At 51.4% G+C, this 22,601-nt stretch carries 22 protein-coding genes; 17 read left to right on the plus strand and 5 right to left on the minus strand.

Annotated elements, in window-relative coordinates:
• Nucleotides 1–94: 94 nt before the first annotated feature.
• A complete protein-coding gene (gene metC / locus FDX09_RS17505; protein ID WP_042310987.1) occupies nt 95–1,282 on the minus strand; it encodes a cystathionine beta-lyase in 1,188 nt (395 codons plus the stop codon).
• 250 nt (nt 1,283–1,532) lie between these two features.
• Here metC and exbB point away from each other — a divergent pair, with 250 nt between their 5' ends.
• Both exbB and exbD read left to right on the plus strand, forming a co-directional pair.
• Nucleotides 1,533–2,267, plus strand: coding sequence for a tol-pal system-associated acyl-CoA thioesterase (gene exbB / locus FDX09_RS17510; RefSeq protein WP_061382446.1), 735 nt, complete (start codon nt 1,533–1,535; stop codon nt 2,265–2,267).
• A 6-nt stretch (nt 2,268–2,273) separates the two neighbouring features.
• Complete coding sequence (exbD, locus tag FDX09_RS17515) at nt 2,274–2,699, plus strand: TonB system transport protein ExbD (RefSeq protein WP_038633864.1); 426 nt, start codon at nt 2,274–2,276, stop codon at nt 2,697–2,699.
• A gap of 71 nt (nt 2,700–2,770) precedes the next feature.
• On the opposite strand, the gene FDX09_RS17520 is transcribed toward exbD, so the two are convergent.
• Entirely contained in the window at nt 2,771–3,178 is a 408-nt protein-coding gene (locus tag FDX09_RS17520; RefSeq protein ID WP_038633861.1) for a hypothetical protein, read from the minus strand.
• A gap of 1 nt (nt 3,179) precedes the next feature.
• On the minus strand, nt 3,180–3,584 hold the full coding sequence (locus tag FDX09_RS17525) for a hypothetical protein (protein ID WP_085048736.1): 405 nt from the start codon (nt 3,582–3,584) through the stop codon (nt 3,180–3,182).
• A 104-nt stretch (nt 3,585–3,688) separates the two neighbouring features.
• On the opposite strand from FDX09_RS17525, the gene FDX09_RS17530 reads away from it, so the two are divergent.
• Nucleotides 3,689–4,192 (plus strand): ESA_00282 family adhesion-associated protein, encoded by a 504-nt coding sequence (locus tag FDX09_RS17530; protein WP_038633854.1) that lies wholly within the window; start codon nt 3,689–3,691, stop codon nt 4,190–4,192.
• A gap of 64 nt (nt 4,193–4,256) precedes the next feature.
• Here FDX09_RS17530 and FDX09_RS17535 read toward each other — a convergent pair whose 3' ends face one another.
• Nucleotides 4,257–5,297 (minus strand): aldo/keto reductase, encoded by a 1,041-nt coding sequence (locus tag FDX09_RS17535; RefSeq protein WP_137347621.1) that lies wholly within the window; start codon nt 5,295–5,297, stop codon nt 4,257–4,259.
• A gap of 482 nt (nt 5,298–5,779) precedes the next feature.
• Between FDX09_RS17535 and FDX09_RS17545 the strand changes: the two genes are divergently transcribed.
• The 10 genes from FDX09_RS17545 to hybG all read left to right on the plus strand — a co-directional run bounded on the left by FDX09_RS17545 (nt 5,780) and on the right by hybG (nt 14,547).
• Nucleotides 5,780–7,420 (plus strand): methyl-accepting chemotaxis protein, encoded by a 1,641-nt coding sequence (locus FDX09_RS17545; RefSeq protein ID WP_137347622.1) that lies wholly within the window; start codon nt 5,780–5,782, stop codon nt 7,418–7,420.
• 85 nt (nt 7,421–7,505) lie between these two features.
• On the plus strand, nt 7,506–7,793 hold the full coding sequence (locus tag FDX09_RS17550; protein WP_038633845.1) for a DUF2623 family protein: 288 nt from the start codon (nt 7,506–7,508) through the stop codon (nt 7,791–7,793).
• Between the two features lie 190 nt (nt 7,794–7,983).
• Nucleotides 7,984–9,102, plus strand: a complete 1,119-nt coding sequence (gene hybO, locus FDX09_RS17555; RefSeq protein ID WP_003024486.1) for a hydrogenase 2 small subunit — start codon at nt 7,984–7,986, stop codon at nt 9,100–9,102.
• 2 nt (nt 9,103–9,104) lie between these two features.
• Nucleotides 9,105–10,091: a hydrogenase 2 operon protein HybA gene (hybA, locus tag FDX09_RS17560; RefSeq protein WP_003828357.1), complete on the plus strand. Its 987-nt coding sequence runs from the start codon at nt 9,105–9,107 to the stop codon at nt 10,089–10,091.
• Nucleotides 10,081–11,259, plus strand: coding sequence for a Ni/Fe-hydrogenase cytochrome b subunit (gene hybB / locus FDX09_RS17565; protein ID WP_038633842.1), 1,179 nt, complete (start codon nt 10,081–10,083; stop codon nt 11,257–11,259). Before hybA ends, hybB begins: the two co-directional genes overlap by 11 nt.
• Nucleotides 11,256–12,959 carry a hydrogenase 2 large subunit gene (gene hybC / locus FDX09_RS17570; protein ID WP_038633838.1) on the plus strand — a complete coding sequence of 568 codons (1,704 nt, stop codon included), beginning with the start codon at nt 11,256–11,258 and terminating at the stop codon, nt 12,957–12,959. The genes hybB and hybC overlap by 4 nt, the downstream gene beginning before the upstream one ends.
• Complete coding sequence (locus FDX09_RS17575) at nt 12,959–13,453, plus strand: HyaD/HybD family hydrogenase maturation endopeptidase (protein WP_032944999.1); 495 nt, start codon at nt 12,959–12,961, stop codon at nt 13,451–13,453. The genes hybC and FDX09_RS17575 overlap by 1 nt, the downstream gene beginning before the upstream one ends.
• A complete protein-coding gene (gene hybE / locus FDX09_RS17580; RefSeq protein ID WP_079225995.1) occupies nt 13,446–13,934 on the plus strand; it encodes a hydrogenase-2 assembly chaperone in 489 nt (162 codons plus the stop codon). Before FDX09_RS17575 ends, hybE begins: the two co-directional genes overlap by 8 nt.
• Entirely contained in the window at nt 13,927–14,268 is a 342-nt protein-coding gene (gene hypA / locus FDX09_RS17585) for a hydrogenase maturation nickel metallochaperone HypA (RefSeq protein WP_003828349.1), read from the plus strand. The genes hybE and hypA overlap by 8 nt, the downstream gene beginning before the upstream one ends.
• 30 nt (nt 14,269–14,298) lie before the next feature.
• The gene (gene hybG / locus FDX09_RS17590) at nt 14,299–14,547 is read left to right on the plus strand and encodes a hydrogenase maturation factor HybG (RefSeq protein WP_003024459.1); all 249 of its coding nucleotides are present in this window, start codon (nt 14,299–14,301) and stop codon (nt 14,545–14,547) included.
• Nucleotides 14,548–14,642: 95 nt separating this feature from the next.
• On the opposite strand, the gene yghU is transcribed toward hybG, so the two are convergent.
• Nucleotides 14,643–15,509, minus strand: a complete 867-nt coding sequence (yghU, locus tag FDX09_RS17595; protein WP_003846344.1) for a glutathione-dependent disulfide-bond oxidoreductase — start codon at nt 15,507–15,509, stop codon at nt 14,643–14,645.
• A gap of 218 nt (nt 15,510–15,727) precedes the next feature.
• Here yghU and FDX09_RS17600 point away from each other — a divergent pair, with 218 nt between their 5' ends.
• From FDX09_RS17600 to tssC, 4 genes are all read left to right on the plus strand, one after another.
• Complete coding sequence (locus FDX09_RS17600; protein ID WP_085048738.1) at nt 15,728–18,016, plus strand: FdhF/YdeP family oxidoreductase; 2,289 nt, start codon at nt 15,728–15,730, stop codon at nt 18,014–18,016.
• Between the two features lie 153 nt (nt 18,017–18,169).
• Nucleotides 18,170–20,032, plus strand: coding sequence for a bifunctional glutathionylspermidine amidase/synthase (gene gss, locus FDX09_RS17605; RefSeq protein WP_085048739.1), 1,863 nt, complete (start codon nt 18,170–18,172; stop codon nt 20,030–20,032).
• A 467-nt stretch (nt 20,033–20,499) separates the two neighbouring features.
• Nucleotides 20,500–20,997 carry a type VI secretion system contractile sheath small subunit gene (gene tssB, locus FDX09_RS17610; RefSeq protein WP_085048740.1) on the plus strand — a complete coding sequence of 166 codons (498 nt, stop codon included), beginning with the start codon at nt 20,500–20,502 and terminating at the stop codon, nt 20,995–20,997.
• Between the two features lie 65 nt (nt 20,998–21,062).
• Nucleotides 21,063–22,592 (plus strand): type VI secretion system contractile sheath large subunit, encoded by a 1,530-nt coding sequence (gene tssC, locus FDX09_RS17615; RefSeq protein WP_069324335.1) that lies wholly within the window; start codon nt 21,063–21,065, stop codon nt 22,590–22,592.
• The last annotated feature ends 9 nt before the right edge of the window (nt 22,593–22,601 follow it).

Here is a 22,601-nt window from a genome sequence, read left to right on the forward strand (position 1 = left end):
ACTCCTGAATTGTCCGGGATGCCTTGATCCCGGACGCAACAATTGCAGACTTTTCCACCAGAAGTGTCTGCATATATGTCCATCTATGGCAATGTTACTCGATTCGGGCAAATCCTGCGGCTAAATCGGCAATCAGATCGTCAACATTCTCTAAACCGATATGCAAACGGATAAGCGTTCCGCTGAAGTCCACCTCGCCTTGCGGACGGATTGCCGCAATGTGCTCCGGCTGGTTGGCGAGAATCAGCGACTCAAAACCGCCCCAGGAGTAGGCCATGCTGAACAGGCTGAAGTGATCCAGATACGCGGCCAGCTCTTCATTATTAAGCTTCTTATTCAATACAAAGGAGAATAGCCCGCTGCTGCCGGTAAAATCACGTTTCCAGAATTCATGGCCTTTACTGCCGGGTAGCGCCGGGTGATTAACACGAGCGACCTGTGGGTGGTTGGCCAGCCACTCGGCGACCTTTAAGCTGCTTTCATGATGCTGACGTAAGCGTACGCTCAGCGTGCGTAATCCACGGCTGGTCATATAGGCGGTGTCGGCGTCCAGCATTTGTCCCATCAGATAGGCATTTTCGCGCAGTTGGTCCCAGCAGCGGGCATTGGATACCGCTGTGCCGACCATGCCGTCGGAATGACCAATCAGGTATTTCGTACCTGCCTGAATCGAGATATCAATACCGAAATCCAGCGCGTTGAACAGCACGCCGGCAGCCCAGGTGTTATCAATCATGATGACAGCCTCAGGCGCAACGCTTCTGACGGCGGCAACAATTGCCGGTACATCATGTACCTCCATGGTGACGGAGCCGGGTGATTCCAGAAAGACAACTTTGGTGTTCGGCTGAATATGCTTCACTATATCGGCGCCAATCAACGGATCAAACCAGCCCGTTGAGACGCCAAGTTTACCGAGAATTTTGGTGCAGAAGTCCTGGCTGGGCTCATAGGCGGTATTGGTCATCAACACATGATCGCCTTGTTCAACAAAAGCAAGGATGGTGTTGGCAACAGCTGCCGCGCCGCAAGGGAACAACGCGCAGCCCGCGCCGCCTTCCAGTTCGCACATGGCTTCCTGCAGCGAAAAATGCGTCAGGGTTCCACGACGTCCGTAGAAAAGCGCACCGTTAGCACGGTTGCGCGTGGCCTGCTTTTTTGCCTCAACGCTGTCAAACACCAGCGAAGAAGCGCGCTGGATCACGCTATTTACCGAGCCCAGCGTGTACTTTTTACTCCGTCCTGCGTGCACGAGTTTGGTTTCAAGTTGTTTATCTGCCATGGTGTATTACCTGTTTTTATACGTCTGGATGTCTAAACTACCATGAATCAAAGATGACGCATCCTGCAGAAAGGTCATACAGTAGAAAATAATCTCAAAATGCTTCTGGTGACTTTTTTACTGCGTAAGCGCAAGGAAAAGAAACCAAAGGTGCGGCAATATGTAAATAGTAATGAGAACGACTATCAATTCGACGTTGTTTTGATATGATTACGCTTAGATTTTGTGATTTGCGTCCTGGAGATACAGAGTGGGTAATAATTTGATGCAGACGGACCTTTCCGTCTGGGGTATGTATCAGCACGCCGATATCGTGGTTAAGTGCGTGATGATTGGGCTGATTTTAGCGTCAGTGGTCACCTGGGCTATCTTCTTTAGTAAGAGCCTTGAGTTCTTTACTCAGAAACGCCGTCTTAAGCGTGAACAGCAACTGCTGGCGGATGCCCGCTCTTTAGACCAGGCAAACGAGATTGCCGCAGGATTCGATGCTAAAAGCCTTGGCGCACAGTTGATTTATGAAGCGCAGAACGAGCTGGAACTGTCGGAAGGCAGTGACGACAACGAAGGTATTAAAGAGCGCACCGGTTTCCGTCTGGAGCGTCGTGTGGCGGCAGTAGGTCGTCATATGGGACGCGGTAATGGATACCTGGCCACCATCGGGGCAATCTCGCCATTCGTGGGCCTGTTCGGTACGGTATGGGGCATCATGAACAGCTTCATCGGGATTGCACAAACCCAAACCACCAACCTGGCCGTTGTTGCGCCGGGCATTGCAGAAGCGCTGTTAGCGACCGCGATTGGTCTGGTTGCGGCGATTCCTGCGGTCGTCATCTACAATATTTTCGCACGTCAGATTGGCAGCTATAAAGCGATGCTGGGCGATGTCGCGGCGCAGGTGCTGTTGCTGCAAAGCCGCGATCTGGACCTGAATGCCAGCGCCTCCGCGCATCCGGTACGTGCTGCGCAGAAATTACGTGTAGGGTAATGTTCCATGGCAATGAGCTTTAATGAAAACCTGGACGATAACGGTGAAATGCATGAAATCAACGTGACGCCGTTTATCGACGTTATGTTGGTTTTATTGATCATCTTTATGGTGGCCGCGCCGCTGGCAACAGTGGATGTGAAGGTGAATCTCCCTGCCTCCACCAGTACGCCGCAGCCGCGTCCCGAAAAACCGGTTTATCTGTCAGTCAAAGCCGATAAGAGTATGTTTATCGGCAACAATCAGGTGACGGATGAAACCATGATTAGCGAGCTCAATACGCTGACAGAAGGGAAGAAAGACACCACAATTTTCTTCCGCGCGGATAAGACCGTCGATTATGAAACCATGATGAAGGTAATGGACTCGCTGCATCAGGCGGGTTTCCTGAAGATTGGTCTGGTCGGTGAAGAGACCGTGAAAGCGAAGTAACTTTCTCGCCGGGTAGTGGTTTTCACCTACCCGGCCTGCTTATCCTTATTCCACGCCCCACAAACCTGTTCTTATCTGTTTTCATCTAACGCGACCGTGGTTATCCTGGTCGGTTCGTAGCTGCCTTCGGACAGCTTGCGCGTCAGGCGTAAGGTGGCCGTTTCTCGCGCGAGTATATGCTGGTAGGTGCTCTCCAGCCGGGCCATGATTTTATCCCGCAGTTCGGGTTGTTGGGCTATGATGGCCTCAATCGCGGCGCCATAGATCTCTTCTTTCGCCTGTAGCGCATAAATTTCACGGCGATTTTGCCATTTCATCCGCACCAGCGCGGCGGGTATAGAAACCATTTCCTGGGCAACGCTTTCCAGTGTTGCGTTTTTATTGGCAATCAGGATGGCTAAATTCTGCTTTAAGACAAACTCATCACTTTTATGGTCATCTAAAGCCAAATAAACATTATTATCCTCAACATCTTTCATTTTATTTCTCTTCCAGAGAATAAAAAATAGGATCGCTGGATTCGCGGGTAATTAAATTAAGCCAAATTTTATTGCCTTGCTCATTAATGATGGCTGTTTTTTCGGTCAAAATTTCACTTAATTCTTGTGCATTAATGTCGCCTTCTGCTTGCAATGAATTGAGCAAGCGCGTGAATGACTCAATCTTTGCCGCGCAAAACAAACGCTCTTTTAAATGACGGTCGCTCTCTTCAAACAACATATTGCGCGCCTGGCCGGTCGCTGTAGCGCTGATCAAAATATCTGCTTCATAATCGCTTAATGTTCTCTTTCCCTGAGTCAAATTTTCACTGTTTTCTGTGGGGAAGGTATTAGTCGATGTTTGAGATAAATGATAATGCGCGGGAACAAGATGCTCGGGAAGCATGTTGAAATATCCTTTGATGCCAATACTGTATTGTTTTTAATATGTCAGGCTGCGTTGACAATAGCATGGCGTAATTTTAAAATCAAAGAAAATGGAGCCAGTATATGAACAGTATATTTTATTCTGTTATTACCCTGCTATTGCTTACCTGCGGGGTGCTTTTGTTGATGCGCAGCGCAAATAAAAACCGCTATGCAGAAAATGGTAACGCTGGACACCAGCCGGAAATCTTGAGTAAAGAAGAGGGTGAAGATCATTTTTCTGTATTGATGAATTCGATTACCCCGGTATGGTATTGGCGGGTTAATCACGAATATATCGATTTTATCCACTCGACGATCAAACGGATGACGATGGCGGAGCTGAATGAGACGCCTGGCTTATTTGATGCGCAGCGGCGCTGTAGCGACCTTAACTCTGCGGTGTATAAATATTACGACAATATAAAAAAACGCTGTCTCAGCGGCGAGAAGGTCCCGCATGCCGATCTGGATGTGCTCAACTTACGTCAGTGCTTCAGGGAGTTCAGCCTGGAGGCTTACCCTGCGCTCGTCGCGCTGGTGTGGCCGGAATACCAGCGTCCACAGCTCAAAGCAGAAGAAGTATAAGGTCATGGCGCGTTACCATGGCCGGGTAGATCTACATGGCTACCCGGCACGGAGTGACGAACGGCTATTTGTCAGATGAGGCTTGCCACAGGTTCAGCTCGCCATCAGCGACGTGTTTATCGATCTGCGCCAGTTCTTCGGCGCTGAACGTCAGATTAGCCAATGCCTGAACGTTTTCTTCCAGTTGCTCCGGTCGGCTGGCGCCAATTAATGCCGAAGTGACCCGGTTGTTTTTTAGCAGCCAGCTTAAAGCCATTTGCGCCATCGACTGTCCGCGCTGTTGCGCCATCTCATTGAGCAAACGCAGGCTGCTAAGGTTTTCTTCCGTCAGCATATTTTCTGTTAGCCCACGGACTTTTTTCCCTTCACGCTGCATACGTGAACCTTCCGGGATGCCGTTGAGGTATTTCCCCGTCAGCAGTCCCTGGGCCAGCGGCGTAAAGGCAATACAGCCCATGCCGTTAGCTTCCAGCGTATCCAGCAAGCCACTGCTGTCTACCCAGCGATTAAGCAGGTTGTAAGAGGGTTGGTGGATAAGAAGTGGAATTTTCCATTCCCGCAGCAGTTCGGCCATCTTTTGCGTTCGTTCCGGGGAATAGGATGAAATGCCGACATACAGCGCTTTACCGCTTTGCACCGCATGGGCCAGCGCTGAGGCGGTCTCTTCCATTGGCGTATTTTCGTCCACGCGGTGCGAGTAGAAGATATCGACATAGTCGAGACCCATGCGTTGCAGGCTCTGGTCGAGGCTGGCAAGCAAGTATTTACGCGAACCGCCAGAACCGTACGGCCCTGGCCACATGTCGTAGCCCGCCTTGGTGGAGATGATCAGCTCATCTCGGTATTGTGCAAAATCCTCGCGCAGTAAACGGCCAAAATTCTCTTCTGCGCTGCCTGGAGGCGGCCCATAGTTATTGGCCAAATCAAAATGGGTGATGCCTAAATCAAAGGCTTTACGCAGCAGGGCGCGCTGTGACTCCAGCGCCTGAACGTGCCCAAAACTGTGCCACAAACCCAGCGACAGCGCGGGTAAGCGTAAACCGCTGCGTCCACAGTAGCGATAGAGCATCTGCTCGTAACGTTCAGGATTGGCAAACCAGGCCATGAGATCTCCTTAGTGCAGGTGAATTTCGAAACAGCGTTTCTATTCTAGCGGGTTCTCGGTGAATATTCCGTTCACAGGTCACACTGGGATGAAAAACTGGGCAGAATTCGTTACGCGAGTTATTGAAGGAGACCCGCGTGTGAAGGCTATATATCTCCCTGCGTTAATCACGGCTTTCATAATGATCCGACCTCTCATTATGATAATACTGACTCTGATTTCTCTTGGGAGCGCACTCTTGCAGGGTTTAATAAATATTTACGATAAAAAACAAAGCATTATTAAATAATTTAGGTGAGTTATCTGAATAATAATGCTGGCTAATTTCATTAGCATTCATGTTGATATCATCTGGAGAGATATGGCCTGGACTTAAGAAAGTAAAAAAATAAAGAACGCATTATATCTTCTCTACCGCCTGCCGATAACAAGGATAAGTATCGCCTGATGGCGAATTCCTCATCAACGGCAAGGAAATTATTATGGGTTTGCTGAAAAACTTCACTATTCGTATTGTCATGTTGGCAATATTGGGACTTTTTTGCCTGCTGTGGTCGGGCGTGGGTTTATTCAGTCTTCATTCTTTATCAAAAATATCAGAAGGGAATGATATTGACAGTCATCTCGTCCATCAGATGACTGTTCTCAGCCAGGGTAACGATCAGTATTTTCGTTTTGTGACGCGGTTAAGTCGCGCAATGGATGTCAAAATGAGCGGCGGAACGCCGGATTTTGCGCCAGCGCAACAGTCCCTGGACAATATGAGTAAAAAACTCCAGGAGATGAAAACATTGTCTCCCGGCCCCATGGATCCGGAAGTCGCCGCGGCGGTGCTGACCAAGTGGCAGGCGTTGCTGGATAACGGCGTTATCCCACAAATGCAACTGGCTCAGCAGGGCACGCTCACGGCCTTTGCGGAGCATGCCAGCACCGTTACGCCAGCCTTGAGCCGTGAATTTGGCGCCAGTGCTGAGCGTTTTAACACCACTGCGGGTGAAAGGCTCGATACCACCCGCGTTATGGTCGATGGCAAAACGTCTATCATCCGGACGCTAATTATCACCGCCGTAATCCTCGGTATTGCGCTCCTGTTCTTTACCGACCGCTACCTCGTCGCCATGATGGTGAAACCTCTGGGACGTATTCGCCAACAATTTCAACAAATTGCGCAGGGCGATCTCAGCCATTCTATTGAAGATTTTGGTCGTAACTGCGTGGGCCAACTGGTGCCGTTACTGTGCGCGATGCAGGACAGCCTGCGCGAAGCCGTGAGTACCATTCGTTCTGGTAGTGACAATATCTGGCGAGGAGCGACGGAAATTTCCACCGGTAATAACGACCTCTCCTCACGTACTGAAGAGCAGGCTGCGGCGCTGGAAGAGACCGCAGCCAGCATGGAGCAACTGACCGCAACGGTAAAACTGAACGCCGAAAATGCGCGTGAGGCCAGCCAACTGGCCGATACGGCGACAGAAACGGCAGGTAAAGGCAGCTCGTTGGTTTCAGAAGTGGTTGAGACCATGGACGGCATTGCCGCCAGTTCTAAACAGATCGCGGAAATTACCTCTGTGATTAACAGCATTGCTTTCCAGACCAATATTCTGGCGCTTAACGCGGCGGTTGAAGCGGCCAGAGCGGGCGAGCAGGGGCGCGGTTTTGCCGTGGTTGCCGGTGAGGTGCGTAATCTTGCCAGCCGTAGCGCCGGAGCAGCCAAAGAGATTGAGACGCTGATCGGCGAATCGTCGCGTCGTGTCGATCAGGGTGCTCGTCTGGTTAAAGAGACTGGATTAACGATGGAGGCGATTCTGCGCGGCGCGACAGAAGTCACCACCATCATGAAACAAATCGCCTCTGCTTCGGAAGAACAGAACAAAGGCATCTCACAGGTAAGCGTGGCGATCACGCAGATGGACAGCGTTACGCAACAGAACGCCGCGCTGGTCGAACAGGTTTCCGCCGCGGCAGTCGCGCTGGAACGGCAAACGGAAGATCTGCAACGTTCGGTGCAACAGTTCCGTCTATCAGCTAACGACGTGCAATACGCTGCCACTGCGACCGCTTCCCCTTCAGCAGAACGCAAAACCTCTGCAACAGCTAAAACGGATGACTGGGTGTCGTTTTAAGCTGGCACAAAAAAGTCCCTGATACCTCTGGTCTTTGCTTAAAAAATCGCTATATAATTTATTATATAGCGATTGGGGGTTATGCATGGACAACCATTTTGGTAAAGGCCTGATGGCCGGATTAAACGCGGAAAATGCGGATAGCGCACGCTCGGTGGCGCATTTTTGCGCGGATTATAAACGCGGTTTTGTACTGGGGTTTTCACATCGAATGTTTGAAAAAACAGGCGATCGACAGCTCAGCGCGTGGGAAGCGGGCATCCTGACGCGTCGCTATGGACTGGATAAGGAGATGGTGATGGATTTCTTTAAAGAGAACCAGTCCAGTACAACAATTCGCTTTTTCATGGCCGGCTATCGGCTCGAAGCTTGATCCGAAAGGGGTATTATCTTGCTTTAATTAATTACACTATTGACCTACGCCTTCGTTTTGTTGCTCCGTCGAAGTATTATATCGCACATAACCATATAAAAAGTGTGGTAAATGGCGCGCCGATCGCAATATGCAACATGCGAATGGTGCAAAATAAAAAGCCAGGTCTTCGCAACGGAATAACTATAAAATGACTGGAGATAACTCTCTCATCAATTCGAGCGGCATCAATCGCCGCGATTTCATGAAGCTTTGTGCAGCACTGGCCGCCACCATGGGGCTCAGTAGCAAAGCCGCCGCAGAAATGGCCGAATCAGTTTCCCGCCCTCAGCGCCCACCGGTTATCTGGATTGGTGCTCAGGAGTGTACGGGTTGTACTGAATCGCTGCTTCGCGCGACACACCCTACAGTGGAAAACCTCGTCCTGGAGACAATCTCTCTGGAATACCATGAGGTACTCTCTGCCGCCTTCGGCCATCAGGTTGAAGAGAACAAACATAACGCTCTGGAGAAGTACAAAGGGCAATATGTTTTGGTTGTAGATGGTTCTATCCCACTGAAAGATAATGGTATTTACTGCATGGTTGCCGGTGAGCCGATCGTGGATCATATCCGCCGGGCCGCTGAAGGCGCAGCCGCTATCATTGCCATTGGCTCTTGCGCCGCGTGGGGTGGTGTTGCTGCCGCTGGCGTTAACCCAACGGGTGCAGTCGGCTTGCAGGAAGTTCTGCCAGGCAAAACCATCATCAACATTCCCGGCTGTCCGCCGAACCCGCATAACTTCCTGGCAACGGTCGCGCATATCATCACTTACGGTAAGCCGCCGAAGCTGGATACCAAAAACCGTCCAACATTCGCCTATGGCCGTTTGATTCACGAACATTGCGAGCGTCGCCCGCACTTCGATGCTGGCCGCTTTGCGAAAGAGTTTGGCGATGAAGGCCACCGTGAAGGCTGGTGTCTCTACCATCTGGGCTGTAAAGGACCCGAAACCTACGGCAACTGCTCAACGCTGCAATTCTGCGATGTTGGCGGCGTGTGGCCGGTGGCTATCGGCCACCCTTGCTACGGCTGTAACGAAGAAGGCGTTGGTTTCCATAAAGGTATTCACCAGCTTGCTCATGTGGAAAACCAAACCCCGCGCTCCGAGAAACCTGACGTCAACATGAAAGAAGGTGGCAATGTCTCTGCCGGCGCGATTGGGCTGCTTGGTGGCGTGGTAGGGCTGGTCGCCGGCGTCAGCGTGATGGCGGTTCGTGAACTGGGTCGTCAGCAGAAGAAAGATAACGCTGACTCACGGGGAGAATAACCGTGAACAGACGTAACTTTATTAAAGCAGCCTCCAGCGGGGCATTGCTGTTGGGCGCTGCGCCGTCCATCAGCCATGCGGCTGCAGAAAACCGTCCGCCGATCCCGGGTTCTCTTGGGATGCTCTATGACTCGACGCTATGCGTGGGCTGCCAGGCCTGTGTCACCAAGTGTCAGGACATCAACTTTCCGGCGCGTAACCCGGAAGGCGAGCAGACCTGGTCAAACAACGACAAGCTGTCGCCGTATACCAATAACATCATCCAGGTGTGGCGTAGCGGAACAGGCGTTAACAAAGACCAGGAAGAAAATGGCTACGCATATATTAAGAAACAGTGCATGCACTGTGTCGATCCGAACTGCGTCTCCGTTTGCCCGGTCTCCGCACTGAAGAAAGATCCGAAAACCGGCATCGTCCACTATGACAAAGATGTCTGCACAGGTTGCCGCTATTGCATGGTCGCCTGTCCGTACAACGTGCCTAAGTACGACTACAACAACCCGTTTGGCGCGCTTCACAAATGTGAACTGTGTAACCAGAAAGGTGTTGAGCGTCTGGATAAAGGCGGTTTACCGGGTTGTGTTGAAGTGTGTCCTGCCGGGGCGGTGATTTTTGGTACGCGTGAAGAGCTGATGGCTGAGGCGAAAAAACGTCTCGCGCTGAAGCCTGGCAGCGAATACCACTATCCGCGTCAGACGGTGAAAGCGGGCGATACCTATCTGCATACGGTACCGAAGTACTACCCACACCTGTACGGTGAGAAGGAAGGTGGTGGTACGCAGGTGATGGTGCTGACGGGTGTTCCTTACGAGGATTTGGATCTGCCAAAACTGGATGATCTTTCAACCGGTGCGCGTTCTGAACATGTTCAACATTCCCTGTATAAGGGCATGATATTACCCCTGGCTGCGCTGGCGGGCTTAACCGTGTTGGTTCGTCGTAACACGAAAAACGACCATCACGACGGAGGAGACGATCATGAGTCATGATCCTAAACCGCTGGGCGGAAAAATAATCAGCAAACCGGTCATTATTTTTGGGCCGTTAATCGTCCTGTGTATGCTCCTGATCGTGAAACGTCTGGTCTTCGGATTGGGTTCAGTCTCCGATCTGAACGGTGGTTTCCCATGGGGTGTATGGATCGCGTTTGACCTGTTGATTGGTACTGGCTTCGCGTGTGGCGGTTGGGCGCTGGCGTGGGCGGTGTATGTTTTCAACAGAGGGCAATACCATCCGTTGGTGCGTCCGGCGCTGCTGGCAAGCCTGTTTGGCTACTCGCTGGGTGGTCTGTCGATCACCATTGACGTCGGTCGTTACTGGAACCTGCCGTATTTCTACATTCCTGGTCACTTCAACGTGAACTCGGTATTGTTCGAAACGGCGGTCTGTATGACCATCTATATCGGCGTCATGGCGCTGGAATTTGCTCCGGCTCTGTTTGAACGTTTGGGGTGGAAAGTCTCCCTCAAGCGTTTGAATAAAGTGATGTTCTTTATTATCGCTCTCGGCGCGCTGCTGCCAACCATGCACCAGTCTTCAATGGGTTCATTGATGATTTCTGCGGGTTATAAGGTGCATCCGCTATGGCAAGCGTATGAAATGTTGCCGCTTTTCTCCGTATTAACCGCCTTTATTATGGGTTTCTCGATCGTCATCTTTGAAGGCTCACTGGTCCAAGCCGGTCTGAAAGGTAACGGTCCGGACGAGAAAAGCTTGTTCATCAAGCTGACGAATACCATCAGCATATTGCTGGCGATTTTCGTGGTTCTGCGCTTTGGCGAGTTGATCTATCGCGACAAACTGTCCTATGCGTTTGCAGGCGATCTTTACTCCGTAATGTTCTGGATTGAAGTCGTACTGATGGTCTTCCCGCTGGTGGTGCTGCGCGTCACTAAGCTGCGTAATGACTCACGCATGCTGTATCTGTCCGCGCTGAGCGCATTGCTGGGTTGTGCAACATGGCGTCTGTCCTATTCGCTGGTGGCGTTCAATCCTGGTGGTGGCTACCACTACTTCCCAACCTGGGAAGAACTGTTGATTTCTATTGGTTTTGTGGCTATTGAGATTTGTGCATACATCGTACTCATTCGTCTACTGCCGATACTTCCTCCTTTAAAACAAAACGATCAAAATCGTCATGAGGCGAGCAAAGCATGAGCCAGAGAATTACTATTGATCCGGTAACCCGTATTGAGGGTCATTTACGCATCGACTGCGAAATTGAAAATGGCGTGGTATCTAAAGCATGGGCTTCCGGTACCATGTGGCGCGGCATGGAAGAGATCGTGAAAAACCGCGATCCGCGCGATGCCTGGATGATTGTTCAGCGTATCTGTGGCGTTTGTACTACCACTCACGCTATCTCTTCCGTTCGTGCAGCAGAAAGCGCGCTGAATATTGATGTTCCGGTGAACGCACAGTACATCCGTAACATCATTCTGGCCGCGCACACCACGCATGACCACATTGTTCACTTCTATCAGCTCTCGGCGCTGGACTGGGTGGACATCACCTCGGCGCTGAAAGCCGATCCAGCGAAAGCGTCCGCGATGCTGAACGGTGTGTCCTCCTGGCACCTGAACAGCACGGAAGAGTTCACCAAGGTTCAGAATAAGATCAAAGATCTTGTCGCCAGCGGTCAGTTAGGCATTTTTGCCAACGGTTGCTGGGGTCATCCGGCAATGCAGTTGCCGCCGGAAGTGAACCTGATTGCGGTTGCACACTACCTGCAGGCGCTGGAATGCCAGCGTGATGCTAACCGCGTTGTCGCGCTGTTGGGCGGTAAAACGCCGCATATCCAGAACCTGGCGGTAGGTGGGGTTGCTAACCCAATTAACCTCGACGGCCTCGGTGTGCTGAACCTTGAGCGCCTGATGTACATCAAGTCCTTCATCGATAAGCTGAGCGACTTTGTTGAGCAGGTTTACAAAGTTGATACCGCGGTTATTGCTGCGTTCTACCCTGAGTGGCTGGAACGTGGTCAGGGTGCGGTTAACTACCTGAGCGCGCCGGAATTCCCGACTGACGGTAAAAACGGCAGCTTCCTGTTCCCGGGTGGTTACATCACCAATGAAGATCTGTCGACCTATCGTCCGATCACCTCTCACTCCGATGAGTACCTGATCAAAGGGATTCAGGAGAGTGCGAAACACGCGTGGTACAAAGACGAAGCGCCGCAGGCTCCGTGGGAAGGTACAACGGTTCCGGATTACACCGGCTGGTCTGATGACGGCAAATACTCCTGGGTTAAAGCGCCGACCTTCTACGGTAAAACGGTTGAAGTGGGTCCGCTGGCCAACATGCTGTGTAAACTGGCGGCCAAACGCGAGTCTACTCATGCCAAACTGAATGAAATCATCGCGATTTACACCAAGCTGACCGGCAAAACCATCGAAGTGTCGCAACTGCACTCAACGCTGGGCCGTATCATTGGCCGTACCGTTCACTGCTGTGAACTGCAGAACGTTCTGCAGGATCAGTACAACGCGCTGATTGTGAACATTGGTAAAGGCGACCACACCACCTTCGTGAAACCGGATATTCCGGCAACGGGCGAATTTAAAGGCGTTGGTTTCCTCGAAGCGCCGCGCGGTATGCTGTCTCACTGGATGGTGATTAAAGACGGTATTATCAGCAACTACCAGGCGGTTGTTCCGTCAACCTGGAACTCAGGCCCACGTAACTTCAACGATGAAGTCGGACCGTACGAGCGCTCGCTGGTAGGCACGCCAATCGCCGATCCAAACAAACCGCTGGAAGTGGTTCGTACCATTCACTCCTTCGACCCTTGTATGTCATGTGCGGTGCATGTGGTGGATGTTGACGGGAACGAAGTGGTCTCAGTTAAGGTTCTGTAATGCGGATATTAGTCTTAGGGGTCGGCAATATTTTGCTGACCGACGAAGCCATCGGGGTGCGTATCGTTGAGGCGTTAGAGCAACGGTACATCCTGCCAGACTTTGTTGATGTTCTGGACGGTGGTACGGCTGGGATGGAGCTTCTCGGCGATATGGCGAACAGGGATCATCTGATCATTGCTGACGCCATAGTGTCGAAGAAAAACACGCCGGGAACGATGATGGTCCTGCGGGATGAAGAGATTCCGGCGCTGTTTACGAACAAAATCTCACCGCACCAGCTTGGCCTGGCCGACGTATTGTCGGCCCTGCGTTTCACCGGCGAGTTTCCGAAAAAGCTGACGTTAGTCGGTGTTATTCCGGAATCGCTTGAACCGCATATCGGGCTAACGCCGACGGTTGAAGCCATGATTGAACCTGCGCTTGAGCAGGTTCTTGCCGCGCTTCGCGAATCAGGCGTTGAAGCGATCCCTCGGGAGGCGGCTCATGTCTGAGGAGTTTGTCGGTTTTCAGACGGCCCCGAAGACGCAAATTCAGGCGGCGTTTGAAGAGATTGCCCGGCGTTCAATGCACGATCTTTCCTTCCTGCATCCGAATATGCCGGTGTATGTCTCTGATTTTACGCTGTTTGAAGGTCAGTGGACGGGGTGTGTTATCACACCCTGGATGCTCAGCGCACTGATTTTCCCCGGACCGGACCAGATCTGGCCGGTGCGTAAAGTCAGCGAAAAAATCGGGTTGCGTCTGCCGTATGGCGAAATGACCTTTACCGTGGGTGAACTGGAGGGCGTATCGCAATACCTCTCTTGTTCGCTGATGTCGCCGCTTTCGCATAGCATGTCGGCACAAGAAGGTGTCCGTCTGACTGATGATTGCGCGCGCATGCTGTTATCGCTGCCGGTGAGCGATCCGAATGCGCCGCAGCTAAATCGCCGCGCGCTGCTGCTGGGTCGTCGGAACTGCGAAAATGCATGAGCTGTCCCTTTGTCAGAGCGCGGTTGAGATTGTTCAACAGCAGGCAGAGCAGCACGGTGTCAAACGCGTAACCGGCGTTTGGCTGGAAATTGGCGCACTCTCCTGCGTTGAGGAGAGTGCCGTCCGTTTCAGTTTCGACATCGTCTGTCAGGGGACGCTGGCACAGGGTTGTGAGCTGCATATTGATTACAAACCAGCCCAGGCGTGGTGCTGGGATTGCAGTCAGGTTGTGGAAATCACCCAGCATGATGCGCAGTGTCCACTATGTCAGGGCGATCGTCTGCGGGTTGATGCTGGCGATTCACTGAAAGTGAAAAGTATTGAAGTCGAATAACCCATAGGTTGCTATGGGGCGGAGTCAGATATGTGTATTGGAGTCCCTGGTCAGGTTCTGGCCGTTGGTGAAGATATTCACCAGCTTGCGCAGGTTGAAGTGTGCGGCATCAAACGTGATGTCAATATTGCCCTGATTTGTGAAGGTGATACAGCTGAGCTGGTCGGGCAATGGGTGCTGGTGCACGTAGGGTTCGCCATGAGCATCATTGATGAAGATGAAGCTAAAGCCACGTTAGACGCACTTCGCCGTATGGAGTACGACGTCACCAGCGCGTGATTTTATGCCGGATGGCGGCGCAAACGCCTTATCCGGCCTACGGCATGACATCTTTGTAGGCCTGATAAGACGCCCCGGCGTCGCCATCAGGCATTTTAAGCCTGGCGCTTATCTTCGGTATTGGTATCGAAGTCGCTGGCGTCATGGCGTTCATGAAGCTGTTCGTTCAGCGGCCCGTTGGTACGGTTTACAATACGGCCACGCTTAACCGCCGGACGCGCTGCAATCTCTTTTGCCCAGCGCTGCACGTGCTTGTAGCTTCCTGCGTCAAGGAACTCTGCCGCGTCGTACACGTTGCCCAGAACCACATTGCCAAACCACGGCCAGACCGCCATATCGGCAATAGTGTATTCATCTCCGGCCACAAACTGATGCTGCGCTAATTGCTTATCCAGCACGTCGAGCAGGCGCTTGGCTTCCATTGTGAAGCGATTAATAGCGTACTCAATTTTTACCGGCGCATAGTTATAGAAGTGACCAAAACCACCGCCAAGGAAGGGGGCCGCACCCTGTAGCCAGAACAACCAGTTCAGCGTTTCAGTACGTTTAGCCAAATCCTGCGGCAGGAAGTAACCATATTTTTCCGCCAGATAGAGCAGGATTGCGCCAGACTCGAAAACGCGAACCGGCGGATTTTGCGAGTGATCGCGCAGCGCAGGGATCTTCGAGTTCGGATTCACCTCAACAAAGCCGCTGGAAAACTGATCGCCATCGCCAATACGGATAATCCATGCATCGTATTCCGCGCCCTTGACGCCCTGCGCCAGCAGTTCCTCCAGCATAATCGTCACTTTCTGCCCGTTTGGTGTACCCAGCGAATAGAGCTGCAGCGGATGTTTGCCGACCGGCAGCGTTTTCTCATGGGTGGCGCCGGAAACCGGGCGGTTGATATTGGCGAATGCGCCGCCGTTCGATTTTTCCCACGTCCAGACTTTCGCGGGCTGATAGGTATTGTCTGACATGTTGACCTGCCTTCTGAGTGGTTGTGTTGATGCAGTGTAGCAGTTAGGTAGAACTCAATTTAACAGATTGGGACTTTATGTCGCTTTGTGCTGAAAGGGGAAGATAAATCTAACCCGTTCATTGTAGCCGGGCCGTACTCCATGAAGAGGAAATCAATGTTGGACGGAAATTGCTACCGTATTCACCATCAAAAATTGGCGGTGAATAAGCAGTAATAATGAAAAATGGTGTTCCAGGAGTAAGCGATTATCAGGGCCCGGCGGGTGGGTGGGGCGCGGTAAAAGCCGTCACTGCTTCGGTATTTTCGCAAAAGGCTATCGCCCGCGACATTATCGCAATGTTCAAAATGAACCAGGTGAAAGGGTTCGATTGTCCGGGTTGTGCGTGGCCGGACCCTGGACATCGTGCGCCAATCGAGCTGTGCGAAAATGGCGTGAAGGCGGTCTCCTGGGAGACAACCAGCAAGAAAGCGTCCCCGGAATTTTTCAGCCGTCATCCGGTTTCCACGCTCTGGCACTACAGCGATTATGAACTGGAAAACATTGGTCGTTTGACGCATCCAATGAAATACGATGCAGCGTCAGACACCTGGCAGGCGGTGGATTGGGATATCGCCTTCCACGAGATCGGTGAGCGTCTGCGCAGCTATGACTCAGCGGAACAGGTTGAGTTTTACACCTCCGGCAGAACCTCAAATGAGGCGGCATTTCTGTATCAGCTGTTTGCCCGCGAGTATGGCAGCAACAATTTCCCTGATTGCTCAAACATGTGCCACGGTCCTACCAGCACTGGATTAACGCAGGCCATTGGCCTTGGGAAAGGGACCGTTGAACTGGACGACTTTGACCACTGCGATCTGGTCATTTGTATCGGACATAACCCCGGCACTAACCATCCGCGCATGCTGACCACTTTACGCGAGGTTGCCAAACGCGGAGCCAAAATTATCTCCATCAATCCGCTGAACGAAAGGGGGCTTGAGCGCTTTAGCTTCCCGCAAAGCCCAAAAGAAATGTTTGGCGGCCAGGCCACGGAGCTAAGCAGCGATTACTATCAGGTTAAAATAGGCGGTGACGCCTCGCTGCTCAAAGGCATAATGAAAGCGCTGATCGAAATGGATGAAGCGAGGATCTTACTGGATCGACAGCCCTGCCTCGATCATGCTTTTATTCATCAGCATACCGAGGGTTATTCGGCGCTGTATGACGATTTACGCCAGTGTAGCTGGGCAGAACTGGAACAGGACTCCGGACTGACGCGCAGTCAGATGGAGGATCTGGCACACAGCTATAACAAATCCCGCGCCACCATTATTTGTTACGGGTTGGGGATTACTCAGCATAAAAACGGCACTGGGAACGTTCAGCAACTGGTAAACCTGCTGCTGCTGAAAGGCAATATGGGGAAACCGGGCGCGGGGATCTGCCCGTTGCGGGGCCATTCTAACGTGCAGGGCGATCGTTCCGTGGGTATCAATGAAGCGGCGTCCGAAGAGTTCCTGCAACGCCTTGAGGCGCATTTTGCTATCAGCGTGCCGCGCAAGCATGGCCGCTCCAGCGTGGAGAGTATCCGGGCCATCGAACGGGGAGAGGCAAAAGCGCTCATTTGCATGGGGGGTAATCTGGCGGTGGCGATGCCGCAGCCGCAGCGTACTTTTGCGGCGATGAAAAATCTGGATCTGCAGGTCCATGTTGCGACCAAGCTGAACAGATCGCATTTGCTGCTGGCAAAACATAACTACCTGCTGCCCGCGTTAGGGCGAACGGAACGTGACATTCAGGCGACGGGGATCCAGTCGGTGACCGTCGAAGACTCGATGTCGATGGTTCACGCCTCCTGCGGCGCGCTGAAACCGGCTTCCCGCTGGCTAAAATCGGAACCTGCTATTGTCGCTGGTATCGCTCGCGCCACGCTGCCTCTTTCACCAATCAACTGGGAAGCGTTAATCGGAGACTATGCGTTGATCCGTGACGCCATTGCCGCCGTGATCCCGGCGTTCCGTGATTATAACGCACGTATTGCCGAGCCGGGCGGATTTCGCATGGATACGCCCGCCTCGCGACGTGAATGGCGAACGCCGAATGGCAAAGCCAACTTTATCGTCAGCCATCAGCAAGCGGTGGAGCGGGAAAATCAACCTGCCGATGCGTTAGTTCTGGCGACGCTGCGTAGTCACGATCAGTACAACACCACTATCTATGGCATGAACGATCGCTATCGTGGCATTACCGGTCGGCGTGATGTGGTGTTTTTAAGCGCCGAAGAAGCGGCGGCTCGCGGTTTGAGCCAGGGCGATGTGGTCAACGTTCAGGCGCTGGACGACAACGGCCAGCCCTGTGCGGAACGTGTTATGCACGGTTTAACGGTGGTGATTTACAATATGGCGGCAGGCTCTGTTGGCGCTTATCTGCCTGAAGCGAATGTCCTGCTTTCGCTGGATGCGGTAGACACACAGAGTCTGACTCCGGCGTACAAAAGCGTACCGGTCACCCTGAAAAAAGCGTAGTTCCTGCTGTGAATTTTTCGCCTCTGAGCGCCAGCCGCTGCGTTGAGGTGTATGATGATGTCGACCTCTGTCCGGTTAGTGTCGCAGAGCAGGCAATCAGAGCGATAAATTCACGCCAACCTGCTCAGGCTGTATTGTTTTGAGGTAAGGTGCATGAGCAAAGGAACGACCAGTCAGGATGCCCCATTCGGGACATTATTGGGCTACGCCCCAGGCGGCGTAGCAATCTACTCTTCAGATTACAGCTCCCTCGACCCACGGGACTACGACGATGACGCGGCATTTCGCAGCTATATCGACGACGAATATATGGGCCACAAATGGCAGTGCGTAGAGTTTGCCCGCCGTTTTCTCTTCCTGAACTATGGCATGGTTTTCACCGATGTGGGCATGGCATGGGAGATCTTCTCCTTACGCTTCCTGCGTGAAGTGGTGAATGACAATATCCTGCCGTTACAGGCATTTCCGAATGGTTCGCCCCGTGCGCCGGTTGCAGGTGCTCTGCTTATCTGGCAGAAAGGCGGCGAATTTAAAGACACCGGCCATGTGGCGGTAGTCACCCAATTGCTGGAAAACAAAATCCGCATTGCCGAACAGAACGTGATCCACACGCCGCTGCCTCCCGGACAGCAGTGGACCCGCGAACTGGAAATGGTGGTTGAAAACGGTTGTTATACCCTGCGTGATACCTTTGACGACACCACCATTCTTGGTTGGATGATCCAGACCGATGATACCCGTGACAGCCTGCCGCAGCCGGAGATCGCCAATGACTCACTGAAAATTAGCGGCGCGCGACTGGAAAATAGTGGCCAGTTCGACGGTAAATGGCTGGATGAGCAGGATCCGCTGCAAAAAGCCTACGTGCTGGCGAACGGTCACGTCATTAATCAGGATCCGCATCAGTACTTCACCATTACCGAGAGCGCGGAGCAGGAGCTGATTAAAGCCACCAACGAACTGCACCTGATGTATCTACACGCGACCGACAAAGTGCTCAAAGACGACAACCTGCTCGCGCTTTTCGACATCCCGAAAATCCTCTGGCCGCGTCTGCGTCTTTCCTGGCAGCGTCGTCGGCATCACATGATCACCGGGCGTATGGATTTCTGTATGGATGAACGCGGACTGAAGGTGTATGAGTACAACGCCGATTCCGCATCCTGTCATACCGAAGCCGGTTTGATCCTCGAAAGATGGGCCGAGCGGGGCTACACAGGACAGGGACATAATCCGGCTGAAGGATTGATCAACGAACTGGCTGGCGCCTGGAAACACAGCCGCGCGCGTCCTTTTGTCCACATCATGCAGGATAAGGATATTGAGGAAAACTATCACGCGCAGTTTATGCAGCAGGCGCTGCGTCAGGCCGGGTTTGACAGCAAAATTCTGCGTGGCCTCGATGAGCTACGTTGGGATGACGCCGGTCAGTTGATTGACGGTGATGGTCGCCTGGTGAACTGCGTCTGGAAAACCTGGGCGTGGGAAACCGCGATAGAGCAGGTGCGAGAGGTCAGCGAAACGGAGTATGCCGCAGTGCCCATCCGTACCGGGCATACCAATCAGGAAGTGCGTTTGATAGACGTGCTACTACGCCCGGAAGTGCTGGTCTTCGAGCCTCTGTGGACGGTGATCCCTGGCAACAAAGCGATTCTGCCGATCCTGTGGCAATTGTTCCCGCACCATCGCTATCTGCTTGATACTGATTTCACTGTTAATGAAGAGCTGGCGCGAACCGGTTATGCAGTGAAACCTATTGCAGGACGTTGTGGCAGCAACATCGATCTGGTGAGCCACCAGGAAGAGCTCCTGGATAAAACCAGCGGTAAGTTTGCTGAACAGAAGAACATTTATCAGCAGCTTTGGTGTCTGCCGAAGGTTGCCGATAAATATATTCAGGTTTGTACCTTCACCGTAGGCGGTAACTACGGCGGAACCTGTCTGCGCGGCGACGAGTCGCTGGTAATTAAAAAAGAGAGCGATATAGAGCCGCTGATTGTGGTGAAGGAAGCGTAATCTTTCTTCATGTCCAGAAATGAGGTGCGAAAAGCCGGAGTATATCTTCGGCTTTTTTTATTTATAGTTAAATTGATTCTGATTATATTTTAATAAACACCGTGGCATATATTTATAATGATAATTATTTATTTTGGTAATGTTTCTTAATAAGAATACATTTATTCAGTGAATGCATTTAACATTAATTAATTCCTGTGACTTGTATTAGATAAAGAGCTTCTTGATCTCTTTTTTAAATAAATAATTATAATGTGTTATTTGGTTGATTGGTGATATTGATCATGTTTTCACTTGGATAATATATCGGATTACGTCGCTATACTAATTATAATCATTAATTGTCATTAACAGTCGTTGTTGGCTGCCCACAAAAATGACGTTGTATGAGACTCGTTGAGCGATTGGAAAATGCTCTGTTAGGAAACGCAAAACATCGGCAGGAATCGCCGGTCTGAGAGGGACGTATGGGTGACAGTTTTCAGAATGAAGTGCCAACGGCACGCGTTAATATCAAGTTAGATTTACATACCGGAGGCGTTCAGAAAAAAGTTGAATTGCCGTTAAAACTTTTAACCGTGGGTGATTTCAGTAATGGTAGAGAACAACGACCACTATCGGAACGCGAAAAGGTTGATATTAATAAAAATAATTTCAATGATGTGTTAGCTAAGTTCTCACCAGTAGTTAATCTGAGTGTTAAAAATACGTTAGCTGGCGATGATAGAAATGACGATATTAATCTTACCTTTAAAAACATCCGCGATTTTGAGCCTGAGCAGGTAGCCAGAAATATCCCACAATTACGCGTTCTGTTGGCTATGCGTAACTTACTTCGTGACCTGAAATCTAACTTACTCGATAACGCTGCTTTTCGCCGCGAGCTGGAAACCATCCTAAAGGATCCAGCCCTGAGTCAGGAACTGCGTAATGAACTGGCAACCATGATGCCAGAAGAGATTTAACGCTATACAGGGTTTCCTCCGCTTAATTGGCAGGAATAGTAAAGGACCATAAAAGGAATATGTTGATGTCTGTTCAGGAACATACCTCTTCAGTCGCGGCCACTACGACCAGTGAACGCAGCGTTTATCAATCCCTCTTTGACAAAATTAATCTTTCCCCGGTTTCGGCATTAAAAAATGTAGATGCGTGGCAGAGCGATGAAGCGCTTTCTGATGCCGCTCCGGCTGAACGCGTGACCGCCGCTATTCAGGTTCTGGTCTCATGTCTGGCGGACGCTGCACAGCCAGTAGAGCGCCTGGATAAAACGCTGCTTGATGAACAAATTGCTCGTCTTGATAAGCAGATTAGCGATCAGGTTAATGAAGTTATGCATCATGCTGAGTTTCAGAAGCAAGAATCGCTCTGGCGCGGTTTACATTCGATGATCACCGGCATCGATTTTCGTCGCAATGTCCGGGTAGAAATGATGGATATCAGCAAGGATGCGTTACGTGATGATTTTGACGATGCGCCGGAGCTTATCCAGAGCGGGTTATACCGCCATGTTTATATTGAAGAATATGATCAGCCTGGTGGCGAACCCATTGCGGCAATGATTTCAGCGTACGAATTTGATAACAGCCCGCAGGATATTGCACTGCTGCGCAATATTTCTGGCGTGTCGGCAGCCTGTCATATGCCGTTTATCGGTTCCGTTGGGCCGAAATTTTTCCTGAAAGAAAATATGGAAGAAGTCGCGGCCATAAAAGACATCAATGATTATTTCGAACGTGCTGAATACATCAAGTGGAAAGCATTTCGTGATAGCGACGATTCACGCTACATCGGGCTGACTATGCCGCGTGTATTGGGTCGTCTGCCGTATGGTCCTGATACCGTGCCGGTACGTAGCTTTAACTATGTTGAAGAGGTGAAGGGGCCGGATCACGAAAAATATCTGTGGACCAGCGCATCTTTCTCTTTCGCTGTGAACATGGTGAAAAGTTTTATCAAGAATGGCTGGTGCGTCCAGATCCGTGGGCCGCAGGCGGGCGGCGCAGTTAAAGACTTGCCTATCCATTTGTACGATCTGGGTACGGGTAATCAGGTGAAGATTCCATCTGAGGTGATGATTCCGGAAACCCGGGAGTTTGAATTCGCCAACCTTGGTTTTATTCCGCTTTCTTATTACAAGAATCGTGATTACGCCTGCTTCTTCTCCGCTAACTCGGCTCAGAAACCTGCGCAGTATGATACGCCGGAAGCGACGGCTAACAGTCGGATTAACTCTCGTTTGCCGTATATCTTCCTGCTTTCTCGTATTGCACATTACCTGAAAATACTGCAGCGAGAAAATATTGGTACGACCAAAGATCGCCGCCTGCTTGAGCTTGAGCTTAATAATTGGTTGCGCAGTCTGGTAACCGAAATGACCGATCCTGGCGATGATTTGCAGGCATCACACCCGCTGCGTGATGGGCGTGTCGTGGTGGAGGATATTGAGGATAATCCCGGTTTCTTCCGTGTACGCCTGTATGCCATTCCGCATTTCCAGGTTGAAGGTATGGACGTCAGCTTGTCGTTAGTTTCACAAATGCCTAAGTCGAAATCTTAACGACGCAGC

Source organism: Citrobacter sp. wls717, from assembly GCF_005280955.1.
Taxonomy (GTDB): Bacteria; Pseudomonadota; Gammaproteobacteria; order Enterobacterales; family Enterobacteriaceae; genus Citrobacter; species Citrobacter werkmanii.

Bases quoted from the DNA above. Each gene is read 5' to 3' on its own strand.
- FDX09_RS17545 (WP_137347622.1), top strand. From the start codon at position 5,780: ATGGGTTTGCTGAAAAACTTCACTATTCGTATTGTCATGTTGGCAATA.
- tssB (WP_085048740.1), top strand. From the start codon at position 20,500: ATGGGTGACAGTTTTCAGAATGAAGTGCCAACGGCACGCGTTAATATC.
- metC (WP_042310987.1), bottom strand. From the start codon at position 1,282: ATGGCAGATAAACAACTTGAAACCAAACTCGTGCACGCAGGACGGAGT.
- hybE (WP_079225995.1), top strand. From the start codon at position 13,446: ATGTCTGAGGAGTTTGTCGGTTTTCAGACGGCCCCGAAGACGCAAATT.
- hybC (WP_038633838.1), top strand. From the start codon at position 11,256: ATGAGCCAGAGAATTACTATTGATCCGGTAACCCGTATTGAGGGTCAT.
- hybO (WP_003024486.1), top strand. From the start codon at position 7,984: ATGACTGGAGATAACTCTCTCATCAATTCGAGCGGCATCAATCGCCGC.
- FDX09_RS17520 (WP_038633861.1), bottom strand. From the start codon at position 3,178: ATGAAAGATGTTGAGGATAATAATGTTTATTTGGCTTTAGATGACCAT.
- FDX09_RS17575 (WP_032944999.1), top strand. From the start codon at position 12,959: ATGCGGATATTAGTCTTAGGGGTCGGCAATATTTTGCTGACCGACGAA.
- FDX09_RS17535 (WP_137347621.1), bottom strand. From the start codon at position 5,297: ATGGCCTGGTTTGCCAATCCTGAACGTTACGAGCAGATGCTCTATCGC.
- yghU (WP_003846344.1), bottom strand. From the start codon at position 15,509: ATGTCAGACAATACCTATCAGCCCGCGAAAGTCTGGACGTGGGAAAAA.
- gss (WP_085048739.1), top strand. From the start codon at position 18,170: ATGAGCAAAGGAACGACCAGTCAGGATGCCCCATTCGGGACATTATTG.
- hypA (WP_003828349.1), top strand. From the start codon at position 13,927: ATGCATGAGCTGTCCCTTTGTCAGAGCGCGGTTGAGATTGTTCAACAG.
- FDX09_RS17550 (WP_038633845.1), top strand. From the start codon at position 7,506: ATGGACAACCATTTTGGTAAAGGCCTGATGGCCGGATTAAACGCGGAA.
- FDX09_RS17525 (WP_085048736.1), bottom strand. From the start codon at position 3,584: ATGCTTCCCGAGCATCTTGTTCCCGCGCATTATCATTTATCTCAAACA.
- FDX09_RS17600 (WP_085048738.1), top strand. From the start codon at position 15,728: ATGAAAAATGGTGTTCCAGGAGTAAGCGATTATCAGGGCCCGGCGGGT.
- hybG (WP_003024459.1), top strand. From the start codon at position 14,299: ATGTGTATTGGAGTCCCTGGTCAGGTTCTGGCCGTTGGTGAAGATATT.
- tssC (WP_069324335.1), top strand. From the start codon at position 21,063: ATGTCTGTTCAGGAACATACCTCTTCAGTCGCGGCCACTACGACCAGT.
- hybB (WP_038633842.1), top strand. From the start codon at position 10,081: ATGAGTCATGATCCTAAACCGCTGGGCGGAAAAATAATCAGCAAACCG.
- exbD (WP_038633864.1), top strand. From the start codon at position 2,274: ATGGCAATGAGCTTTAATGAAAACCTGGACGATAACGGTGAAATGCAT.
- FDX09_RS17530 (WP_038633854.1), top strand. From the start codon at position 3,689: ATGAACAGTATATTTTATTCTGTTATTACCCTGCTATTGCTTACCTGC.